The following is a 21,151-nucleotide window of genomic DNA, read 5'->3' on the forward strand; positions in this document are numbered from 1 at the left end:
CCCGCAAATCAGGCAGTATTCCGGATGGGAAACATAGCGCAAGCTTAGGGTTTGCTGATGTGTTGAAAGATGAACCATTACATTTCATCCAGCCGGTTGGTGGCACTGAAAGCGGCCACGGCACAGGCACGCCAACTGGCAATATACTTCCATCACCTAAACCAAGGTTTGCGAGAGCCGTTGTAACGTTGGTTAAGTCAGATAAGTTCGCTGACTTCTGGAGTGCGCCGGTGATTCTACTATCGTTACCTGCTGCGACCGTACCTGCTGCGGTTCCAACATTTAGTAATGCCGCCCCACCTAGAGTGCCGGACTGTACAAACAGATCCAGGGTGCCAGCTGTCATCATATTTGCAGCTATATCATTAGCAGACCAAATCCTATTAGTTGTCCCCTCCTGCCCGCGCACTATTGTCATAGTGTCGCCAGTTCGGGCCGTGACATGCACTATCTCGGTTAATGTTCCTGTAGCAGCATCAATCAAAGTAAGTTTAAAAAAGCTCGTACCAGATACCGGTGATGGGAAAAGACCGCCAGTGCCGGTATTTACCGTTAGAGTTGTAGCTGATGCGCTGATCCCCGCTGATAACACTGTTGAGGCGTTATTTGCAGACAATAGTGTCAAGGCCATTTGGCCCTCCTGAATTTAGTTAAAATAAAGCAAGATGGTTTGATTTTGACTTTAAGTGATTTCACTGCAAAAATAATACTTACCCAATACAAGAGGATGTTTGAAATGAGCAAATGGATGGTTGTTATTTTAAAGGCAATTCTTTCCGCAATAAGCACGGCAACAATACTGCTTTCTATTTTCCTAATATGTTTAATATTCGACATTGCTTTTCAAAATGGCATGCCTCCATTTGAAAATATACGGTTTAGTGTCTCATTGTTTTTTGTTATTGTTTTGCTTGTGTTTATCTGTTTTTGTTTAAAAACACACCTGTATATTTCTATTGACAATAGAAATCAAAGTGCAAATAAACAAAACAAATTTAAAGATGGAAATATATAATCAACCAACAATAGTCACAGAAACAGGCTGATAAAATGGCATATGTAGAAGCCCACTATCAAAAGCCTGTTTGAATAGTGATGCAAACTCATATTCGTTACTTTTAATCAGGACGCTTGTTTTCTGGTTAAAAGAACGAGTATTGAAAGTGGATGCATTGTACAAACTGGAACTGGTCAGCTTCCTGTATCCTTTAACGATGGATATGCTGGCACCGGAGGAAGAAAACAAAACAGATATACTCCATCGCTGATCATTCAATACATCAACCCCGTCAACACCAGTCAAGAAGCGCATAATGCGCCGCTTAAGCCACGGTATCGTAAAGTTGAATCCATCACCCTTATAGTAGTTCCATGTCATGACTCTTTTAAAGACATCGTCTGATGCAACAACTTGCTCTGACTCGTTTTTAACCACTCTACCGTTATATGGAAGTTGATTAAAAAGCATGGCATTGAATGGACCGGATATTCTCCGTTTATCACTTGAAAGTATCGGTGGTTTAACGCCGTAAATTCCAAGTGCTATCCATCTTAGCTGATCACCAGCATTATACCCGCCAACGAAAACAGGAAGATTTGCGTCTTTCATCCAGCCATATATATCTTTTGCTAGCGTATTATATGCATCAACAAACGCTTGAAGATTTTCATCGTCATTGTACTGCTGATATAGGTATGCGCGAATAATATCTTCAAGCATCTCATCCCCCCGATACTGTTACGCCATCATCCGAAATAAACCAATAGCTATATCTATCGCCACTGATTATATTTGTGTTTTCATCTACTCCAGTAATAACACCATTAACAGTAACAACAACATTTAAGCTACTAATTAAACTCATGTTAATAGTTTCATTAATTGACTGTAAGAAAACATCCTTAATGCTGTTAATGTTTAAAGGGTTTCCCGCGTAAATTCCATTGATGTAAGAGATTACAGGCGCAGTTACTAGCGAGGCTACAGTAGCATCGGTTAAGTAATTTACACTTTCTGTTGCCCACTCCAGCCTCACAGTTACACGCTGCTGCAATGGCTGAACAAATGGAATGATGTAGTTATCTGGCCAGTCGTTTATTGTAACTGCGTTATTTCTTAAGTTTGGCGTCACCACCCCACCACCAGACCATGATCCAGATCCAATCGTACTAACGCCGATTGAGAATGAATGTGAGTTTATTACGGTGATGGTGAAAGGCGTTCCATTTATTCCTGTCATTCCAGTGACGTCGTTTATAACAGCTACCTGACCATCACTAAACCCATGAGTGATATCAGTGGTTACAACCCCAGGCGACGCGTTTGTTATGCCCGTCACGCCCAGCGTAGTTCCTTTCAATCGGCTTATATCACCCGCTGATTTATAAATAGCTCCTGCCATTGAGAATATATCACCGCCACCACACATGATTATCCAGCCGCTACCATCTGCGACAACAGACACAAGCCTAGCCTGAACATTTTCTAAATCAGTTAATTTTTGACGAATAAACCCAGGGTAGCCCTGAACTGTACTCATTCCTGATTCCCATACGCGGCTACGAAACTCAGCAACAGTTTCAGCAGAACCACTCGGAACCCCGGCTGTTGGGTTGGTGCAGGAAATAACAATGTCTGACGGTAGGCTTGTAGCAATATTGTTCACGGTATTCTCTGGCACAGCCCAAGAACCTGTAATTGTAGCCGCACAGGTCGTTGGTGAAGTGGTACCAGATGAAGGAATGATTGTTGTGTCCAAAAGAGAATATTGATAAGTACCATCTGAAACAAGGAAGCCTTGGGGGATTGCAAATCCCGCGGGGCCAGTAAACACAACCGGCACGGTTGTCAGTCCTTCTGTTTTTTGACTGGCTATCCCATATTGCTCAGCAAGAGTGTTGAGCATAAAAACATTGGCAGTAAGAGGCCCGACTGAGTTAATTAAATCTACTCGAGCCTGGTCACACACCAACAGCGCACCAACGTTCGTGCTGACGATATCCTCTACTAATGAACCTGGTAAATCGGTTGTGATTCCAGGTGATTGCGCAGTGGCCAGAGTGACTATCTGATCTCTTAATTCATTTGCGGTTAGCGGGATAGGACCTGATGCATTGTAACTAACTGGCAAATCACTCATACATTCACCTGTGCAATGATTTTTGAACCGGCGTTCGTTATGGCCGATATGTTATAAATTGGCGGGTCATCGCTGACCATCGCAATCTGCAAAGAAGAGAAATACTGGCTAAATTGCTGCTGTATTCTATTAACGTAATAAGTCGGCAATATCTGCTGAATGACCGAACCATTGGCCGGGATGCCGTTATTCGCGTAAAAGGGTGATTCTTGCGGGGCCAGCTTCAGGTTTTGAATAAGCGTCGTCAGATAAACAGAATCATTAAAACCATTATCATCAGTCTCAACAAGCACCCATTGGCCATCTGAATTTCTGCCGTAAGTTCTCATTCAGTAATATTCCCGTTAAAAGGCGTTGTAGTTGAACCGGTATTCGCTCCGCCATTGCCGTTGGTATGAACGTGGCTATTGCACCATGCAACCAAGCCAGACCAGCCAGCATGCATAATTGCAGGACTTGTACTTGCGGTAGAGTCCTCTAACTTTCCAGCTTCGCCAGAAAGGCTCCACATGCCGTTTGTCAAAGTGAATACCGTGCCGCCAACCGTGACTTTAAACTGTGTTGGCGTGGCAATAGTGATACTTTCCGGTGTAAGTAAAAATGTTGTGCTGCTTCCAGCATCACGAATAGTCACACCCTCTGGCCCGTACAGTGTCAGGACCTGTCCATCAACCGAATCCCACTCTGTATTACTTATGGGTAAAAAAACCAAAGCACTTAAGTTCGCCGGCGGCGTGAGATCTGCCGTGCCTCCACCTTGCCCACTAACCCCCCCAAGATAGGTATCAGCAGGTATCGCGATTCCCCTGTCACCTGGTTGCATTGGGTATCGGATATATTGAGGACCAAAAATAGGAATAGTGACTTGAGGTAGCGTGTACGGGATATTAGTGAGATTGAATGAAACAGTTACCATTTTCCCTGACTGAGAGATAACAGTCACTGGCAATACCTTGCCTGCCGACTCCATTTCTTCACTTATTTTGTTCTCAGTAAACTGAGTAATATTTCTATTAAAATTCAACTTGTTGCTAACATTCATTTTTTCGCCAACTCCATAGAAGGATATGCCTCAATAATTGTCACCCAACTATTGGCATCGGGTTGCCGACTATTTCCCACAAGGCGAACGGATTGCACGATAAACTCCCCAGTAAAAGCAGAGTCATTTCTGAATTGAGAAAATGAAGATGCCTGTATCATTGGCCGTGATTTTTTCGGCATTAAAATATGATCGCCAACCTGAATATCTGCCCGCATTACACATGGCACTGTTATTGTGCCAAATCTAATCCATGTGGGCTGACCTATAAGGTCAGTAAATTCTATTTGAGTTGGATGCCCTTTACGGTAGGTGGCGCTTTTTAATGATGATTGATCAGAGTGGTTATTATAATCGTTATCCCACACCCTTATCTCTTTCCCATCAACGACAGTGATCTCTACTCCATAATAAGAGGCGTCTTTAATTATTGACCTTGAAAAGGTTTTCAGATCCCTCGCCAACTGGCTAAGAGTTCCGCAAAACATGGGTCTAGAATATGGAAGAACCAGGCGGCTACTAACGTTTATGTTGTGAGTGTATGAACCACCCAAAGTTTGAAAACACTGAGTTAGTGCTACTGATAACTGTTGCCCAGCACTCCATGGCATCGTTAAATTAAGCGGAGCCATTGGCACCTGACTGGTGGTCGATGTTGGTCCAGCAACAACGATTAAATCAAGTCTCAGCTCAGTTCCCTGCCAGTTTCCAAAGGCCTGCCAGATGGTGCCCTCAAGAACCAAACCTTTTTGAGATGGTTTCGATAATGGCAATCCCTTTGACATTCCAACAAACATTTTTACAGTCATGCCAAACATGTTTTGCTGGGCTTGCTGCATTTCCTGTGGGCTAACGCCCCAAACAGTAATGCAGCTCTGACCTTGCGGAGTGGACTCGCCAAATCGCTGAATATCAAATTCAACCATCAGGCCGCCGGGGTTGAAAACTCCATTTTTAAGACTTGAATACTGACGAAATAAAGCCCCCTTTTGGTCATATATCTGAATATCGTAAAAGCGCATCAGCTTGTTACCTCAATTCGACCATTAGGCTGACGCCATATCATGGATGTTGAAGAAAAAACTCCAGATATAAGGTTAATCCCCATGCCTGTTGTTGATTCGATCATTGCAGTAGTAAGGATCTGGCTACCTGAGTTATCCGTAATGTTCAGATACCATCGCTGACCCGATATGTTCCATTTTATTTGGCAGTTATAAATCGTCCCATCCAGTGGTGGAGTAAACGACATACTCTCGCGCTCATTGCCAGAAAAATCATAATATTCTGTACTCATAAGCCGAAAGCTCCACTCAGTTTGCCAACAAGCCCTACAACCTCACTAGCTATTCCTGAGACGCTACCCCCAAGTGAGGTATTTCCTAATGCCGCTGCCGTACTTGTCCACGCACTACTGGTTGTCTTTGCTCCGCCGTCTATCTTGCCGATAAAGCTATTAACGGCTTGCTCGGCTCCAGTCTCAGTAACAAGCGGCTGCTCGAAGTCCCACACCCATGATTTCTGAGGGATAGGCTCGTTATAGCTGGTAACATCTTTCACCGTTTTCAGTATGCAACCGCTGTATATCAATGCAGGCGTTGCAACAATGAATGTGCCACCAAGATTGGCATGAGCTTGCAGAACTGACTGAAGCGCGCTGAGGGTAACTAATTTTGTCATTGCACCAGTGTTTTCATTAACCGGCGCATCCATCATTAGAGATACTCGAAGTGGCTGCGCTAATAGCGCATTTGCAGCCACGGTTTGGTTAGCAAATGGGTATCTGGCAATATCGTAATCAACCATGGTAGCCCCTTGTATGGGCTTCCAATGGCAGAAATATTTATCCAAGTCTGTCAGGTTTATAGCCCCACCAATCAGGCCCGTAACAAAACTTGCGCTTTGCGTAAGGGCCACTATCGGTAGCATTCCGCCTGGAATACTTTGAGCTACACCTTCACAGAGAATAACAGGGGATATCTCGAATCCAAGCTTGTAAAGCTCCCTTGTGAAAGCCATTGATTATACCCCCCCAAGCTGAGCGCTATTTACAATGGCGTTGCCACCGGTATTGTTGTAAATCTGGATGACCGCCCCCTCAGTAACCCGGCTACCAGCCCCCTCTTTCGTTGCCATAGCTGAAATGAGTTTTGCCAGAACGGTTGGGTCGTTAAGGTTGAGCTTTTCGTTTTCACTGAATTTCGTCGATTTAACAACGTGGCGAATATAAGCATCAGTATCGTTTTCATTGGATGGTGCCCACTTTTTGACGATATCCTTAACGCTATTTATTCCCTTGGATCCATATATCTGAAGCTGTTTCGTGGCTGCCAGAACCCCCTCATCGAGGGTTGGGAACACGGCAAACTTTCCACTTTGAGTGTTATGCGTTCCATACCCTTCAGCCCAGCGCAAATTACCTGGGTTGTTAAAGCGATCAGCAATTGTTCTCCCCCTTGCTGTGACATCAGCTGGAGTTGAATCTACAGGCTTAACATCACCCGCAGAAAAAAAGCGCTTGACCCCTTTTAGCCATCCCCATACATGCGGGTCATCTTCCCCTCCAGGGGTATAAGTCTGTCCTGTTTGTGGATTGGTTACTGGCTTGGCATTCAAGATGCTGGAACCGGAGGTTATTGAAGCGGTAATTCCTGCTGAATCAGTTTTACCAAGAACCCAATCAACAACGTTACCGATTAGCGTTCCCATACGTTCAACCTTTGACATGAAGTCATCCACGTCACTTTTGAATTGAGGGGATGCTAAGTAGTTGCCAAATTTTTGAATGCCCTGCGAAAGGCTATCAATCCACTTACCTAATTCTGGGGATTGAAGGAACGTATCTATTGCACCAGAAACTGCATCAGATAATTTACCAAGTGATGGTGCTAACGGGGCTAGACCGGTAACAAAAGCATTGCGAATACTGCGATTGCTAAGGTCAAGCTGTACATTAAAGTCCTGCCATTGCTTTAACTGCTGGTCTGTTAACTGAAGACGAACGGCATCCTTCTGAGATTGCTTTTCCATCGAATCAATTTCTGCATCGCTCATATTTTTAAAGCGGTTCAAATCATCGAGGGTGAAAAAGTTTGTCAGTCCATGAGCCTCGGCCCCTTGAAGATTGCTACCATTTTTAACAAAGATATCGCGCGCATTGCGGATCATCTGTGGAAGCAGTTTTGCAGGGTCCTGATCCGGGTTGTTGATACCCATCGCCTGGAACTGCCAGCGCTTACTCAGATCAAGCTGTGAGTCGCGAATAGCGCCAAGGGTGCCTGTTGGGTTGCCCAGCGCCCTCTGATAGTTGATAGCACTAGAATCAAGTCCACCAGACGTAGTTCCCAGCCCAAGCGTTGTAAACCTCTGTGATGCAGCACCGGAAGCCAGCCGGTTAATCCCAAATAAACCGCCTGCACCTATCAGTCCAGAAAACAAGCCAAGGATGCTACCCCATGAAATCAAACTGGTAGTAGCATCCTTGATATGTCCAGCCAGAGATTTTGCATCTTTCGTTGCACCGCTCAGAAATTTCTTTGCGGCTCCTGCATTTTTATTAAATCCAGATTGGTTTTTGTTAGCTTTATCAAGACTGTCGTTTAACCGGTCAAGCCCACTATTTATAGACAAAATAGCAGCAGCACCATCTGAGAAAGATTTTGCTACACCCTGCAATTCAGAACGCGCTTTTGCAGTTTCTTTCTCAGTATCACCAATCCCCTGAGCAACCCCCCTCCATGCATCTGGCAGGTCATTAAGGGCATTTTGATACTCGTTGAATTTTTCCATAAATGACTGGAATTTATCGTCATTTACATCAATATCAATGATTGACTTAGCTGCCATTGAAGAAGCCTCTTTCTTTGAGTGCCGCGATTAAGAAGCGCTGGCGATATTGAGCAGGACTGTGAAACTCTTCACCAGTGATGTCCCGAATAACACGCCAGAACCCCTCATTCGCCGCCCAATCTAAGAGGGTATAAATGAAGTTTCCTGCTCGGCACTCTGGGGTTGGGTATCTGTATCCTGATTCGACTTCAGCAAGGAAGCGCGGAATTCCGTAGCGTTTGATGATGTTAGTTGCCCACCGTACATTCCGATCACCGCTCCCACTGTTGGGGCTATCAGCTCCTTCTTCTGAATGGCAGATGACACCATAAAAAAAACTATTTCACCTTCAGTGTCTCGATACTCATCAGCGGTGATAACTCCATTCTTCATCGCGGCATCAAACGGTGATGACTTCCACTCGCCGTTGTCGTTATAAATGACAGTGGTTAAGCGTTGAATGTCGTCAACAATTGTCGGCCCAGAAGCCCCACTCAACTCTTGATCCTGTTTTAGTTTTTTCCGTAGCATCATGGCGGCAATGCGAGCAGACCCAAGCCCACCAACTTGAGATATGAAGCTTGAGAACATATTCCCCAAGAGCAGGCAATTCTCTTCAATAACTTCATAGGGGAAGGGGGCAACATGAAGATAAACAGGATTTCCGCCATCCCGGCTAATGGTGCTAACCAGGTTAAGATTTTTATCAATTTTCACGAATTACACCCACATGTTGTCATTGGTGATGATGTAGCCAGAAATTGTGGCCACATAGCCGGGGTCCATACCGTTCATGGTTATTTCGTTGAAATTAACTAAGTAACTGTTAAGAACGGTGTAATTCCCAAAGGTATTAGCATCTGGGGTAACTACAATTTCCCCAAGTGACGTGTCGGTCGCAAAGCGATTTTGATATGCCGCAGCAAGCGCCTGAGTCTTAAGCAAGTGAACTGTTAACGTAACCTGTTGATAGGGGGCTTGGCTGCCTACCGTGCCTGTCATTGTTGGCAAAATATCGGTTGCTGGCCCGTCAGGACGCAAACTAACACCTTCTTTGCCAAGAAATGACGCCGTAACATTCAAAGACGGATCACCAGTTACGGAAACAGCCCCACGAACGCGGTTAAGAAATCCCTGTGGTACTAACGGGTTTGCCATTTTTTATGCCCCCACAAAATTGGTTACGTTCAGGTTAAACGTGATTGACTCGAATCCACGGCGCGGTGTCATAACGGCGCTTAGTCCGCTATATTTCCCATCCTGATAGTCTGACGGGTTAAGGCTTGTGTAATTGCTGAATGGCACCGCATTGATCACAGCATTCCCCGCATAAGTGCCTTTCTCATATTCAGCATTGAAGTCAGTCTGAATTAGTTTTGCACCAATGACCCGGCCCAGAATTAACCCATAGCTAATGCCATTACGTAGCGTTTTCAGCGCGCGATTTTGGAGGCGATCGATGCCAACTTGCTCATAGTAAAGAGGGTTGGTTGAGGTGTTAGAGCCATTGATGACTTCGTTAGCCAGATCCAACTCAAGGTTTATCGCAGTCCATGCCACTGAGTACCAATAGTTGAATGGATTACTATCCAACATGTGGCCAGCTACCAGCATCTTATTGCTAAGGCCCCCTTCTGCTGCCGTGCCAATGTAGTTGATGCTGTTATTTTGAAGCGTTTTCAGCAGTGTGCCATTACCACTCAATGGGTATTCTGTTACCCCGTACATGAACCGATAGGCCATCGGCGGCACCATGTTTGATGAACCAGGGTCATTTGATAGCGAAGATTGGAATGGTCCGGCCATAGAAAACTCTGTTGCCGGAATATTTGGCGCTTCAACACCCGCAAAGACCGTCTTATTCTTAGTGGCAACCCACTCAGAGTAAGTGCCGATAGTGGTTGTCACAAAAAAGTAAACCAGAGAACTTGGCGATGTATACTGACCGGTTAGGTCTTTAAATGTCGCTTGCTCATCCCACTCGCGCGGCACCAGATAAGAGAAGAATTTCTGGTATGTGTTACCCAGAGAGATATCTTCATCAATAAAAGTAGACAGAGCCGCCACACCGCTCTCCATGGATACATCACCAAGTTCCAGCACAAATACTGCTCGGTTGGTTCCTTGCGCCCAGTACGAAGTATTCATCTGGGTTATTTCATTCGACACTACAGTTTTCACTGACCCCATAACCGTGGACACGCCAGGGCTAACTAGCAATGGATATGTGAACGCAGTTGATGTGGTTACCGTGGCAGTAAAGGCGCCATTGTACCCAGCTGGAGTAACACCAGAAATCAACACTGGCACTTCATCGCCAATCGTCCAGCCATGCGCTGCTGATAGCGTGACTGTTACTACGTTTGTAGCCCATTCAATGGTAGCAATCGATTTTGCTGGTTTTAGGATGGTTGCCAAATCTGATTTGGATGTCAGTAATTGGTATTCACCAGCGCTTAGAGTGGTCCCGCCCATGGAAATCATCGCCCCGGACTTAAGCAGTTGCGACGGCTTCGGTGGGTTGGTCACCGATACGTTAATATTAACAATTGCCATTTAATTATTTCTCCGGATAAATGGACGGGATTGCAGATACAACCAACTGGCGGGCGATATTTCTCATCCGTTGTTGGTAATAGTTGATCTTGAATTTGATGGTTTTTCGCATGGCGATAGCGTTAAGTTCGTTCTGAGTCACGCGCTCATCCTGAACGACAGGGATATTCATGACACCCATTTCCGAGTCGTCGCTTATCGTGTATTGCTGCACATAGCGAAGAAAATCTTCTATTGCAGCATTTCGTAAACCGGTCACAGAAATGGTTACATCTTCGGATACCAGCTGATATTGGTTGCTCTTTTCATCAAGGTAAAATGAACCTGCAACAGGAGTAACGTTGCTACATCTGACCGTTGCAAAAGGCGGTGAAATATTCTGGATTGACAGCATAGCCGGATACATTGGCATGTACTGATTCAACCCTAACCAGATAGGCAGTGAACTGGAGACAACAACATCCGTTAAATCTATATCTTCAGCAGAGTTGATGATCTGCGAGCGCATGTGCGGGTATACAGCTTCGCCAGTGTAGTGATACAGATTAGCTGGCTCATTCAGGCCGGTTCGCCGAGAGAAAGAGAACTGTATTCCGTAAAACTCGCCGATATAGAGCACATCAGAACCAATGTCATTAAATGGGTCGATATCCGACTGAGCGGTGAAAGTCACAACGTTTCGGTCGTAAAGTTGCTCATCATCCTGAATAGTTTCTGTTGTTAAGTGCAGGTAACCTTTCACATCCACCGTGTCTGGTTCAGGGTCTGGGTCGTCAGTCAGAATTGACGCTTTCACCCAGAACACGAAGCCATCCAGCGGAAGAACCTTTCTAATATATTTTGTAAATGTGACAACCTCAGAACGGCTGATGTCATCAAGGCCCTGAGTCAAGGCCGCATTAAGTTCTGTTTGTGCGGTTTTCTGTAGCTCAGTTAGGGAAGGCATTCAGCACCCCACTTACCCAGGCGCGCATTGAAGCCTGATATGTTCCAGTATCGATAAAGGATGGTCTTGGGCTACCCTTCTTATTTTTGAATCTCTTCGATATTCCTTCCATTGCCCGGCGAGTTGGAATTCCCGCTAGCCCGTTCATCTCTTCATTGTCCAGAAACGCGACAAATAGGTTGTGCGTTCGTGACATTGATTCAGCTAACGGATCTCTTGCAGGGGGCGCACCTGCAATCATATTCTCAAGACTGGCGGCGATATCATTTGCCATCATGTCAGCGATATCTTGGCCGTACCGGTCAAAGAACGTCTGCATGACTTTGTACTTCCCCTCTAGCAACTCTGCTACATCACCAGTGGTCGTGTTCTCATCCCCATAAGGGATGTCCATAACACCTAAATGGAGAGTGATCATGACAGCCCCCACAAGCTCCCAAATTGCTGAGCAATCATCAGGTATCTGCGCCCCCAAGGGTCAAGCAGCATCTGGAGGTCAGCAAGTGACAAGTCTTTGAAGAAATCAGGCACCAGGCGCTGAGAACTTGTTGAGTTATCGCTGGCCCCGGTGATCACCCCAGCCTTGAAGTTATTCAGCCCAAGCGTTTTACGAAGCTCAGAAAATACTGATTCCGTTCCGTAGTTAACCAGGAATGAAGCAGCAAGGTTATATACCGCCACTGTATAGAGATTCGGCATCACAGAGGCAATATCCTGATTCACCCACTCAACAGCGCCACCGTAAGCAAGAGCAATTGAAGGCGAGTCGTCGGGAAGCTGACTAGCAGGAATCCCCATGTCAGTGCGAATAAATTCGATAAATCCCGACAGACTGATGGTCATTTACTTTTTACTCCCGCGCTTCTGGGTGACAATTGTTTCATTCACGCTAGGTGTGTCGTTATTGTCATCACGGCCTTTTGTCTGCTCGACAGTAAATTCCATGTCACCGGCATAACCAGTACCGCTATTCAGCAATGCATCGTCTTGAGCTGCGACTGAAGCCTGACGGCGGTTATGAGAGGTTTCAGTCAACTTGTGATCGTTATCTCTCATCGCTTTTTCGATAATTTTCTCTTGCACTGGCTTATCAATGCTGTAGCAAAGACCAACAAAGTTTTTACTTTGGTCGATAGTTGAGGCATCAATCAGCCCGTAAACTTGGTGATGCTGGATAACTGCACTGATTTCTTCGGTGTTCCCATCAAGAACAATGGCTTGAGAACCATAAGCAATAGGAATGTTGCGCAGACGGCCCGTCTCTAAGGTACGGAAAGAGAACATGTGGCGCTGCTTAGTAGTGTTTGCGATATAAAGCTTCATCGTTTCCCCCAAAATAAAAAACCCCTGAAGGATTTAACCAACAGGGGTTCTTATGACAACGCGCAGACTTAAGCGGCGTAGGCCATAGATAAAATAGTGATAGCTTCCGGGCGAACGGCCCAGCCAGATGTTGAACGCATTTCTGCTAACACGTCTACTGCACCACCGGCGATCGGAGTAGGAATTTCGCGAGGTGCGGCCATGTCACAGAACATTAGGGCATTGGCAGACAGAGAAGGCGAGAGCTTGGCAAATTCGTTGGTGTTAACGGTTGAGTTAACCATCGGGACTTCAACTTCAGGGATGGTAATTAACACAACGTCTGTACCGCCAGCGCCAGCGCCGATCAAGGTGTCGTCGTAAACCCAATCAACCTGAACACCTGCGCCTCTTAGAACTTCCTTCACCATCCCGCCAACTGCATCGGTACCACCGCCAGGGCGCTGATATGATGTCAATTGCACAATCTGCTGAATCTCCATAGCACCCAGGACACGCTGAGGACCAAGGATGACAACACGCTGCTGGAGACCTAACTGCATGGTCCGCGTCAGCGCTGCCTGAACTTGTCCCAGAAGATAAACCGCCATTTCCCCATGGTCGTAAGTTAGGACGGTGGTGTTGCCACTTGAGTCAGCAGGCAGGGTGTCAGTAGTTGCGCCTGCGGTATTCAGCAAGCCCTCCCCGCCTGCTGGGTTCATACCAAACAGTAAGCTGGTACGAAGTTGCTGGAAGATACCCTGGCGCATACCAAGGCGCTGTGCTTCAGGCAGTGCCACATTCCAGTTTCCTGCTGCGGCCATGTCATGGTGGTCATAGATACCGCGGCAGCGGAAAAGATATGTTGGCGTGGAAATCATACGGGCTTCCATCGCAACACTCGGCAACTGGTTAGCGTTACCGGATTGACTGGATGTGACTTGGGTTCGGATATCAAGACGACGCATGTAAACATACTGGTCGCCAACGCCCAGGCGAACTTGTGGGTTACCGCTGGCGATGGTTTCAAATGCACCTGACGCCTGCTGGTAACCAATGATCATCTCCGGCGCGATGTACGACGGATTGACGATCGTGTAACTCGGAGTAATTGCAGCCATTTAATTCAACTCCCGATTAAATTAGGACCAGCGCGCAGCTGTCGTGATCATTCCATGTCAGGAAACCCGTAACGCTGTCATAAGAAACGGTTTTCGAGTTGCCAGACTGTATTGAGATAACTTTGGCCGGTAGCGTAATGTTCGCCAGAGTTACCGCTCCAATAGTCCCCTGTGTAGTTGCTACGCCACCAGGTGTTGACGCTGGCACATAGGTGAACGTGGTAGCTGTCGGTACCGAAGTAACAACTACAGTGCCGTTATAAGCCGCAGGAACAGCACCACTAATGGTGATGTATTTACCAGCAGTTAATCCATGCGCCGCGCCAGTGGTAGCCGTAGCCACACCACCGGTGAATGAAATGGCGGTGGTGGCAATATCAGCACCTGCATAACCCGCATCGGCAGCGGTGGTTATTTGGTTGTTAACGAAGTCCCACGCCAATGCTGTTTTTACAGATGCATTGTTGGTGCCGAGCGCAATCACCGCAGGAGATGCCTTCAACGGGATGCGCATATTTGCGCCAAAGCGATAGAAGGAAACACTCATACCTGACGCAAATAGCGGAACAGGCGATTGAGGGGTAGTCAGGCCGTTGTGAGCCTGATTGAAAACTGTAAACCCTTCGATATCAGCTACGCCAAGTGCTCGGCGAATGGTCGAACCGCGAGGGCTGGACGATACGCCGGGGATCAGCTCAGCAACCGGCACGCCGCCCCACAGAGGTTTGGTCTCAGTCGCAGAAACGGTACCGGAAGCAAGATTGAAACGATTAGCCGGGTCATCCAAAGCAACGCCTTGAATAAATCCGTCAGACTGAACACCGAAAGAACCCAATGCGTTAGTCGTCGCCATTGGGTTTAGAGATAAATTAGCCATGCTTTAATGCTCCCGTTAAGCCTGGTTGTTGAACATGGTGACCTGACGCTTACCCATTTGGAATGGTCCCCAAGTGGCTGCCGGATCGCCTTCGAAGGTACTAATCTGACGACCAGTAACATCGGAGCGTTTAATTTCACGCAACATGCCAGGCCCAACACTCAAACTGGCTGAGGATTGTGCATCGGCGTAAATTTGTTTCTCTGCGATATTCAACAATGCAGAGTCAGCGATTGAAGAGAGATCAACTGCTTTGTAATCACCTGAATGTTCCTGTAATTGGATCATCAGGCGACGACGATATGACAGTGGTTTCTCACCAGAGAGCGGCATAGGTGCGCGCTTACCCAACACAGAGAACACGCTATCAGCCTTAACTTGCGCATCAGCTAATTCATTGCGCTCTTCATCACTCAGCTCGGTTGGGATGCGAGTTTTGAGGTCTGCAATTTGCTGACGTAGTTCAGAGTCTGCTTTTTCTTTTGCTGCCGATTCAGCATCGGCCTTTTCTTTAGCCTCAGCATCAGCCTTTTCCTTTGCGGTTTTTTCTTCCGCATCGGCTTTAGCCTTGGCCTCCGCAGCTTCTTTTTCTTCAGCGTCAGCCTTTTCTTTCTTGGCTGCATCTTCGGCATCCGCCTTTTCCTTGGCCTCTTTGGCCTCGGAATCAGCTTTAGCCATGCGAGAATCCATACACTTATTAAATAGTTCTACGAATTTGTCTTCGTCCATTATTTCAGCCTCGTTTGGAATGGAATCAGATTTAACACCAGTAGGGTCAAGGAGCTTGTCCCATACGCCCTGTTCACAAATTGCAACATGGTCGAGCAGCTCAGGGGATGGCTCCACCAGTAGAGGCTGACCGTCAACTATGATTGATTTAGGTATCTCAACAAACTTTACAGTTGGTGAGGTGCTTAGTTGCCGCGTCGCCATAATTTCTGCGGCTTCGGCGTCATATACTCTGGCAATAGCCCACACCTCGCCCTTATCGGCAACCCAACTACTCGTCAGGGTCCCGATAACGCGCTCTGCAAACTCATTGCTATCAAGTATATTTTTCTTAGGGTGAAGCCAGATGAGCGGCAATCCCGCTACACGCTGTAAGAACTCTGGGGTGAGATAGTCATCCGGATTACGGAAAGTCATCTCCTGACCTGCGGAGCGCCATGTAACACCAGTTCCGGTCACCCGTATGGCGTACATCCACATGTTTATGAAGTATTGCGGGCTGCTTAATGTCCCGTCTGAGATAAGTGCGGCTACCTCGGTTTCGTTGAGCGCCTGCCGTCCCAGCATTTCAGCGAATGGCTGATGAAGTGGCTTGGGCAGATCATCAATGTGAAACCATCCAGCAGCCAGTGACTCATCGTTAAGTTTCGCCTCAAACTGATCCGTTACTTCTGCACGAAGCGTCAGATAATCGCCGTAAACGCTATGCGGGGTTAGTAGACCATCATATTGATAGCCAGCCTCCTCAAACACTTCGCGCCTTGCGGCATCGACGGCAAGCTCACCTGGTTCTACCTTCCCTCCTGGTGGGCACCACGTACCATCGTCAGAGCGCTGGATCAGGAAGACAAACTTCCCATGACGAAACATTATCCCGCTGCCAAAAATAGCCACGTTTCAATGCTCCTTTAGTTTTGTTTTTGTCCTCCCATCGACTCCATAAACTTTTTACCCTTCTGGGTAAGCATGTCTTCAGGGATGCTGCGGAGGTTGTATAGGTAGGTTACGTAACAGCGGCAAAATGGTTCCTCGCCTGGTTGTGTTATCTCATCCAGATAGCCAGCTTCAGCCAGCTTCACATAGCCATTCTTCTGCGCCCAATTACCGCGAATAAGATAAAAGTGCTTATCCCTCTCTTTATGATCAACGCGGTAATCGTATCCAGCCTGTCGCCAATGGCTGTGCCACTCAACTGCAATAGCGTTGTTATTTGTTGCAATAACATTGTCGATATTGGCAATCAGCTTGTGATTCTGGTCAATCATTACGCGCCGTGCTTCATAGTCCATTTGCTCAGCTGTCTTTTGGATGTGCTGTGCAGTTTTCAGCATGCCACCCTGATTACCGACCAGAGCAATGCTTGCTGATGGAGGAATACTGCTAGCCCACCCGCTAAACCGAGATAACGTAGTGTCGATAGCTTTACTTCTGTTAAGTTTGATGAGGTCAACGCTAGCGAGAATGCGGCGATCTAACTGCGCCCTAAGCTGTGGTTCAAGATGATGAATGGTGAAGCGCGCTATCCCTGGGTGACGATTAAGAGCACCACCGTTGGTTACTTTGCGCTCGTATGAATGCCTTAATCTTTCGGCTACCATTCCAGCATAATCGTCAGCAGTAGCTCCCTCAGCGGCACCTCGGATAAGAGACTGCCAGCGCTCCAACTCACTGCTTGATGAATATCCATTTTTCAGGAAATACTTAACCGCCTCTCGCACAATTCGCGTGAACTGGTTCATAGCGGCATCCCGTCAATTTGCTCCTGTGGGTTTGGTATCTGCTCAGGAGGATTGTTTAACAAAGAGTCGTAATCAAGATTTAAGCGCTGCGGGAACAGGTGCTCGTTAGCATTGGCATTCTCACAGGCCCACTCAATCAACGTGGCTCTGTTATCTGGGTCTGAAGTTAGTTGTGGCAGTAATATTTCCAACGTACTGACAATGGCCTTAAATCGCGTCTCATCGACTTTAACTTTTTCACTTTCTGGCTCCTTCAGGGATGATGGCCAGACGTACTCAAAGTTATTAATCCACTTTGTGAAATACAGGCTGTAGGTGTTCTTTATTTCTGGCATATCTGCACGTAGGGTTTGGAAGAATTCGATACTCCAAGCCCGGTACTGACAAATGCGGATGAAATAGTTGTAAAGCTCATCAAGCCACTCACGCAGATCATCAATGTAAACAGCTACCGCTTTAGCGTCCTCGGTACCCTCACCAAATCCCTTAGTAAATGTCTCACTGTTCAGGATGATGGCTGGCATGTCAGCGGCGGCGGCAATATTAGCTAAGATATGATTTCTCACCGTATCGAGCGGCTTATCAAGATTATTAAGGTCAATTGACTCGATAGCATCTTCGTGACCGACCTGTAACACCTCGCCAGTCCGCCCACGCTTAAGCATCATTCTCTTAATGCCGCTAAGCTTCTGCATCATGTTGTTTACAACAGAGCTAGGCCCTTTAATCTTCGTAACAAGCAATCCGCCTTTTACTGCAACCATGTCATCGGTGCGCATGGTCTGAATAAACGACTTTAGCGGGAATAAGGCGCGCTGATAAACGCTGCGGCCAGTGAAGCCGAATGCTGCCGGGTTATATGCAAGATAAATAGGGTCTTCGTTCTGGATTACTACACAGCGTGACTTGTGATATGCCTTACCCGCAACCCGGATGCCATCAACTTTTTGGAAGTCTTGGGCATTAGGATCTTGGTTGAGAACGATGCTGCCAGCGGTGTTTAACGGGTCCAAAATATTAAAGCTAATGTTGTGTTTGTATAGGGTGCGGAAATCAAGTGCAGTAGCAGGCTCTTGGTCACCTACCAACATCGCGATTGCTGATGTGCCGTAAATTCTGGCAATCCGCGCAGCGTTTGAAATGTGGCGGTCAGCACCAAGCGATCTCCACTCGCGCTCAAATGCATCGCGCAATCGTTGTTCAAGTGCAAATGTCTGAGAAACATGAACCGTTCTTGATTCATTCATCGCCATCTTGATTGGGCGATCCACCATTTTTCCGCCAAGTGGGTGGTAAAGGTAAATAGTTTTGCAGATCTGATATCCAGTGTTCATTCCTGGCTGGATATCATCACCCTCCAGAAGCAGTGACAGTTCTGGTGAGCTGCTGCCGATTTCAATTTCGTCGTCAATCATTTTGTTATCTCATCAGAGTGCGTCGCCGCTACCGAATGCCAGTATCAGCCCATACATGTAGTCATCGAGCAGGTCATCAGCGCGCTTATGTGCGTTCTTATCTGCGAGATGGAATCGGGATACTTGCTTAAATAGATGGTTGGCTGTCTCGCCCTTAAAGACGGCCGTTTTCTCGAAGGCATGACGCGATATTTTGGCTAGTCCACGGTAGTGATAACCGGAGGCCATAATTGCGCGCTCATCTTTCCCTTTGCTCGTTAGTGCTGACTCTATCTTTTTGACAGGCCAGCCCATGCTGTCGCCTTTTTGCAGCAAGATACTGCCCATGCTGGCATCTTCAATGAACAAACCAAGGCTGCCGTTTACAGCGACGCACTGCCCTGTTAATTCATTTAGGCGGTCGAATACGGAGGGGAGATAAACCTCTAATAAAGCGCCATCGATTTGCACAACATCCCAATCAAGGATTGTTAGTCGCTCCATGCCGGGGCGAGTTTCAATGGCGTAGTAAACTACTGCTGTTCCGTCATGCTCTGTGCCACCCTTAACTGCCGTATCCATGACAGCAAAAACCGCCTGACACATGGCCGGGTATTCAACAGGCTTCTCGTCAATGAACCACTTGCTGATGTCAAACAGGGTGGAAGATGACCAATCAACAAATTCAGCCAGAAACTCTTGCCGAAATACGCGAGGGTCATTGTTCTCCCTTTCCTTCTCCAGTTCATCAGGAGGAACAAAAGGGTTAGACGACGTTGGAGCATGATGTTCAAAGAACCCTAGTTTTTTGTTATTGCAAATGGCGTAGAAAAAATTATCGTCATCAATGCCATCGGGTGTTGAGAACACAAACGCGCGCCCTCTGGTTGTAAGAAGCGTTGGCTTTATGGATTTAGCCCAGATTTCTTTCAACATTTCTGGCGATTTAGTAAACGCCCCCTCATCGACAAGCACAATGTCATATTCGCGACCACGACCGGCAAGCTTGTTATCGTTAGTAACCCAGAAGTCTATCTTTCCCGCATTCTTCAACAGTAATCGCTTATCCTGTCGGCTAAAGCTTTTTTTCAGAGGCTGAAGCACCTCTTCTAACTTGTCGTAAATTTCCTGATATTGGCGGTACTCAGCAGTAAAGATACCCACCCTCCCACCTAATTCGATATCCATTCCAGGTCGCTTAAACTGGGCTGTAGAGTAGGTAACGGCAGCGCTAACCAGCATGAACGTTTTACCCCAACGCCGTCCGCATCGAACGACGTTAAGTTGATGTTCCCACGCATCAGACCAAACCTTTAGCTGCCCATCGTGCAGCGTCGGCAGGTAAATATCGGCCATGATTATCTTCCCGGTATTGGCAATGCGTTATGCACAACAATCGCGTTGTCTTTATCGCCGTCCTTCATTAATTCAATTTCGTGACGAAGCTTCTCGTTCTGAAGTTCCTGCCGCTCAACTTCTAGCTGAGCTTGGCGATCATTTGTCGTACGCAGAAGAATCAGTCGCGCCAGCTCTTTCCTAGCACCGTCTTTGTCGGCAGAAAGTATTTCTATTCCAAATTTGCCCAGTTTCACACCATGAAGCAGGTGTCGAGCATCACCCTCGATGTCTCTCGTATCTGCGAAGAATGCCTCCCCTCTCCCCTCACCATTGCATCGAGGGCATTCCGGATTGGGATCCATTGACTGGTCAAAGCCATAGCCACCATCATCGAGCGGCTCTCTTTTCTTTTTCTCTACCGAATCCAGTCGTTTCTCTTCAAATTCGACAGAATCACGCCATTGATACTGGTAACCGAACCCCCAGCAGTAACGGCAATTAACTCTACGGTACTGGCCAATGTCATTTGGGTCGGCATCAACTATGGCCTTAAGCTGGGATATAACATCATCAATTTCAGCGGTGTAGCGATGTTGGCGCTCGTTGCGAAGATGCCTGACATATCGTGAAACCTTATCATTCCTCATCAAACGACTGGCGTTGGCGTAAGCGCCATGACCAACATCTGAGTACCCAGCCATTCGATATGCTTCAACTCGTGGTTTCCCATCAACAACATGGCGAGCAAAAATCATCTGCTGGTCGGATAGCCCAAAATCATCAATGGGTTGAGGCAATAATTGTTGAGCGTCGTGATGAACTGATGTTGTTTCCTTTAAGTTAGGATTCGCAGTTTGTGCCCTATCCTTTCCTTTCTGCGAATTCGCACTTTTATTCGCACTTTTACCATTCGCATTCGCAATTTTGATATAACGCTTTGCGGTGGAGTAATTAAGTCCTTGTGCCTCGCACCAATCTTTAGGGGAGATGTTTGATTTGGCATGGTCGGCGAGGAACTGTTCTTGAATGGCTCCCCAATCCGGTCTTGCCATATTTGCTCCGTTGGTTATCGCGGCTTTGCCACGTCTTCACAGAGTTGCTACACCACTTACGGCTTACCCGTCAGCAAGATGTGGATC

23 protein-coding genes are annotated in these 21,151 nt (G+C 46.8%); all 23 read right to left on the minus strand.

Annotation, left to right across the window (positions count from 1 at the left end; genetic code table 11):
• Window positions 1-631: phage tail protein (locus tag ACNSO8_RS22165; RefSeq protein WP_418395925.1), on the minus strand; the 631-nt coding region annotated here is incomplete at its 3' end.
• Window positions 632-1,015: 384 nt separating this feature from the next.
• Entirely contained in the window at window positions 1,016-1,720 is a 705-nt protein-coding gene (locus ACNSO8_RS22170; RefSeq protein ID WP_418395926.1) for a hypothetical protein, read from the minus strand.
• Window position 1,721: 1 nt separating this feature from the next.
• The gene (locus ACNSO8_RS22175) at window positions 1,722-3,140 is read right to left on the minus strand and encodes a ubiquitin-activating E1 FCCH domain-containing protein (RefSeq protein WP_418395927.1); all 1,419 of its coding nucleotides are present in this window, start codon (window positions 3,138-3,140) and stop codon (window positions 1,722-1,724) included.
• Entirely contained in the window at window positions 3,137-3,469 is a 333-nt protein-coding gene (locus ACNSO8_RS22180; RefSeq protein ID WP_418395928.1) for a hypothetical protein, read from the minus strand. The genes ACNSO8_RS22175 and ACNSO8_RS22180 overlap by 4 nt, the downstream gene beginning before the upstream one ends.
• Window positions 3,466-4,182 carry a hypothetical protein gene (locus ACNSO8_RS22185; protein ID WP_418395929.1) on the minus strand — a complete coding sequence of 239 codons (717 nt, stop codon included), beginning with the start codon at window positions 4,180-4,182 and terminating at the stop codon, window positions 3,466-3,468. The genes ACNSO8_RS22180 and ACNSO8_RS22185 overlap by 4 nt, the downstream gene beginning before the upstream one ends.
• Window positions 4,179-5,204 carry a hypothetical protein gene (locus tag ACNSO8_RS22190; protein WP_418395930.1) on the minus strand — a complete coding sequence of 342 codons (1,026 nt, stop codon included), beginning with the start codon at window positions 5,202-5,204 and terminating at the stop codon, window positions 4,179-4,181. Before ACNSO8_RS22190 ends, ACNSO8_RS22185 begins: the two co-directional genes overlap by 4 nt.
• Window positions 5,204-5,479: a phage baseplate plug family protein gene (locus ACNSO8_RS22195; RefSeq protein WP_418395931.1), complete on the minus strand. Its 276-nt coding sequence runs from the start codon at window positions 5,477-5,479 to the stop codon at window positions 5,204-5,206. Before ACNSO8_RS22195 ends, ACNSO8_RS22190 begins: the two co-directional genes overlap by 1 nt.
• The gene (locus tag ACNSO8_RS22200) at window positions 5,476-6,201 is read right to left on the minus strand and encodes a hypothetical protein (protein ID WP_049526752.1); all 726 of its coding nucleotides are present in this window, start codon (window positions 6,199-6,201) and stop codon (window positions 5,476-5,478) included. Before ACNSO8_RS22200 ends, ACNSO8_RS22195 begins: the two co-directional genes overlap by 4 nt.
• A 3-nt stretch (window positions 6,202-6,204) precedes the next feature.
• Window positions 6,205-8,028, minus strand: a complete 1,824-nt coding sequence (locus ACNSO8_RS22205; protein WP_418395932.1) for a hypothetical protein — start codon at window positions 8,026-8,028, stop codon at window positions 6,205-6,207.
• A gap of 123 nt (window positions 8,029-8,151) precedes the next feature.
• Complete coding sequence (locus tag ACNSO8_RS22210) at window positions 8,152-8,727, minus strand: hypothetical protein (RefSeq protein ID WP_418395933.1); 576 nt, start codon at window positions 8,725-8,727, stop codon at window positions 8,152-8,154.
• Between the two features lie 3 nt (window positions 8,728-8,730).
• Window positions 8,731-9,168 carry a hypothetical protein gene (locus ACNSO8_RS22215; protein WP_050537685.1) on the minus strand — a complete coding sequence of 146 codons (438 nt, stop codon included), beginning with the start codon at window positions 9,166-9,168 and terminating at the stop codon, window positions 8,731-8,733.
• Window positions 9,169-9,171: 3 nt separating this feature from the next.
• Window positions 9,172-10,566, minus strand: coding sequence for a hypothetical protein (locus ACNSO8_RS22220; RefSeq protein WP_418395934.1), 1,395 nt, complete (start codon window positions 10,564-10,566; stop codon window positions 9,172-9,174).
• Window positions 10,567-10,570: 4 nt separating this feature from the next.
• Window positions 10,571-11,512 (minus strand): hypothetical protein, encoded by a 942-nt coding sequence (locus ACNSO8_RS22225; RefSeq protein ID WP_418395935.1) that lies wholly within the window; start codon window positions 11,510-11,512, stop codon window positions 10,571-10,573.
• The gene (locus tag ACNSO8_RS22230; protein ID WP_418395936.1) at window positions 11,496-11,930 is read right to left on the minus strand and encodes a hypothetical protein; all 435 of its coding nucleotides are present in this window, start codon (window positions 11,928-11,930) and stop codon (window positions 11,496-11,498) included. Before ACNSO8_RS22230 ends, ACNSO8_RS22225 begins: the two co-directional genes overlap by 17 nt.
• Window positions 11,927-12,355: a hypothetical protein gene (locus tag ACNSO8_RS22235; protein WP_418395937.1), complete on the minus strand. Its 429-nt coding sequence runs from the start codon at window positions 12,353-12,355 to the stop codon at window positions 11,927-11,929. Before ACNSO8_RS22235 ends, ACNSO8_RS22230 begins: the two co-directional genes overlap by 4 nt.
• Window positions 12,356-12,835 (minus strand): hypothetical protein, encoded by a 480-nt coding sequence (locus ACNSO8_RS22240; protein WP_050144618.1) that lies wholly within the window; start codon window positions 12,833-12,835, stop codon window positions 12,356-12,358. It abuts the gene before it with no gap.
• 68 nt (window positions 12,836-12,903) lie between these two features.
• Window positions 12,904-13,935, minus strand: a complete 1,032-nt coding sequence (locus tag ACNSO8_RS22245; RefSeq protein ID WP_418395938.1) for a DUF2184 domain-containing protein — start codon at window positions 13,933-13,935, stop codon at window positions 12,904-12,906.
• A 16-nt stretch (window positions 13,936-13,951) separates the two neighbouring features.
• Window positions 13,952-14,812, minus strand: coding sequence for a hypothetical protein (locus tag ACNSO8_RS22250; protein WP_418395939.1), 861 nt, complete (start codon window positions 14,810-14,812; stop codon window positions 13,952-13,954).
• A 15-nt stretch (window positions 14,813-14,827) separates the two neighbouring features.
• A complete protein-coding gene (locus tag ACNSO8_RS22255; RefSeq protein ID WP_418395940.1) occupies window positions 14,828-16,435 on the minus strand; it encodes an NUDIX domain-containing protein in 1,608 nt (535 codons plus the stop codon).
• Between the two features lie 14 nt (window positions 16,436-16,449).
• Window positions 16,450-17,280 (minus strand): hypothetical protein, encoded by an 831-nt coding sequence (locus ACNSO8_RS22260; RefSeq protein ID WP_418395941.1) that lies wholly within the window; start codon window positions 17,278-17,280, stop codon window positions 16,450-16,452.
• On the minus strand, window positions 17,277-18,695 hold the full coding sequence (locus tag ACNSO8_RS22265) for an anti-CBASS protein Acb1 family protein (RefSeq protein WP_418395942.1): 1,419 nt from the start codon (window positions 18,693-18,695) through the stop codon (window positions 17,277-17,279). The genes ACNSO8_RS22260 and ACNSO8_RS22265 overlap by 4 nt, the downstream gene beginning before the upstream one ends.
• Window positions 18,696-18,707: 12 nt before the next feature.
• A complete protein-coding gene (locus ACNSO8_RS22270) occupies window positions 18,708-20,030 on the minus strand; it encodes a terminase large subunit domain-containing protein (protein ID WP_418395943.1) in 1,323 nt (440 codons plus the stop codon).
• 2 nt (window positions 20,031-20,032) lie between these two features.
• A complete protein-coding gene (locus tag ACNSO8_RS22275) occupies window positions 20,033-21,064 on the minus strand; it encodes a terminase small subunit (protein ID WP_418395944.1) in 1,032 nt (343 codons plus the stop codon).
• Window positions 21,065-21,151 lie beyond the last annotated feature (87 nt).

The organism is Yersinia sp. LJYL362 (assembly GCF_048323875.1).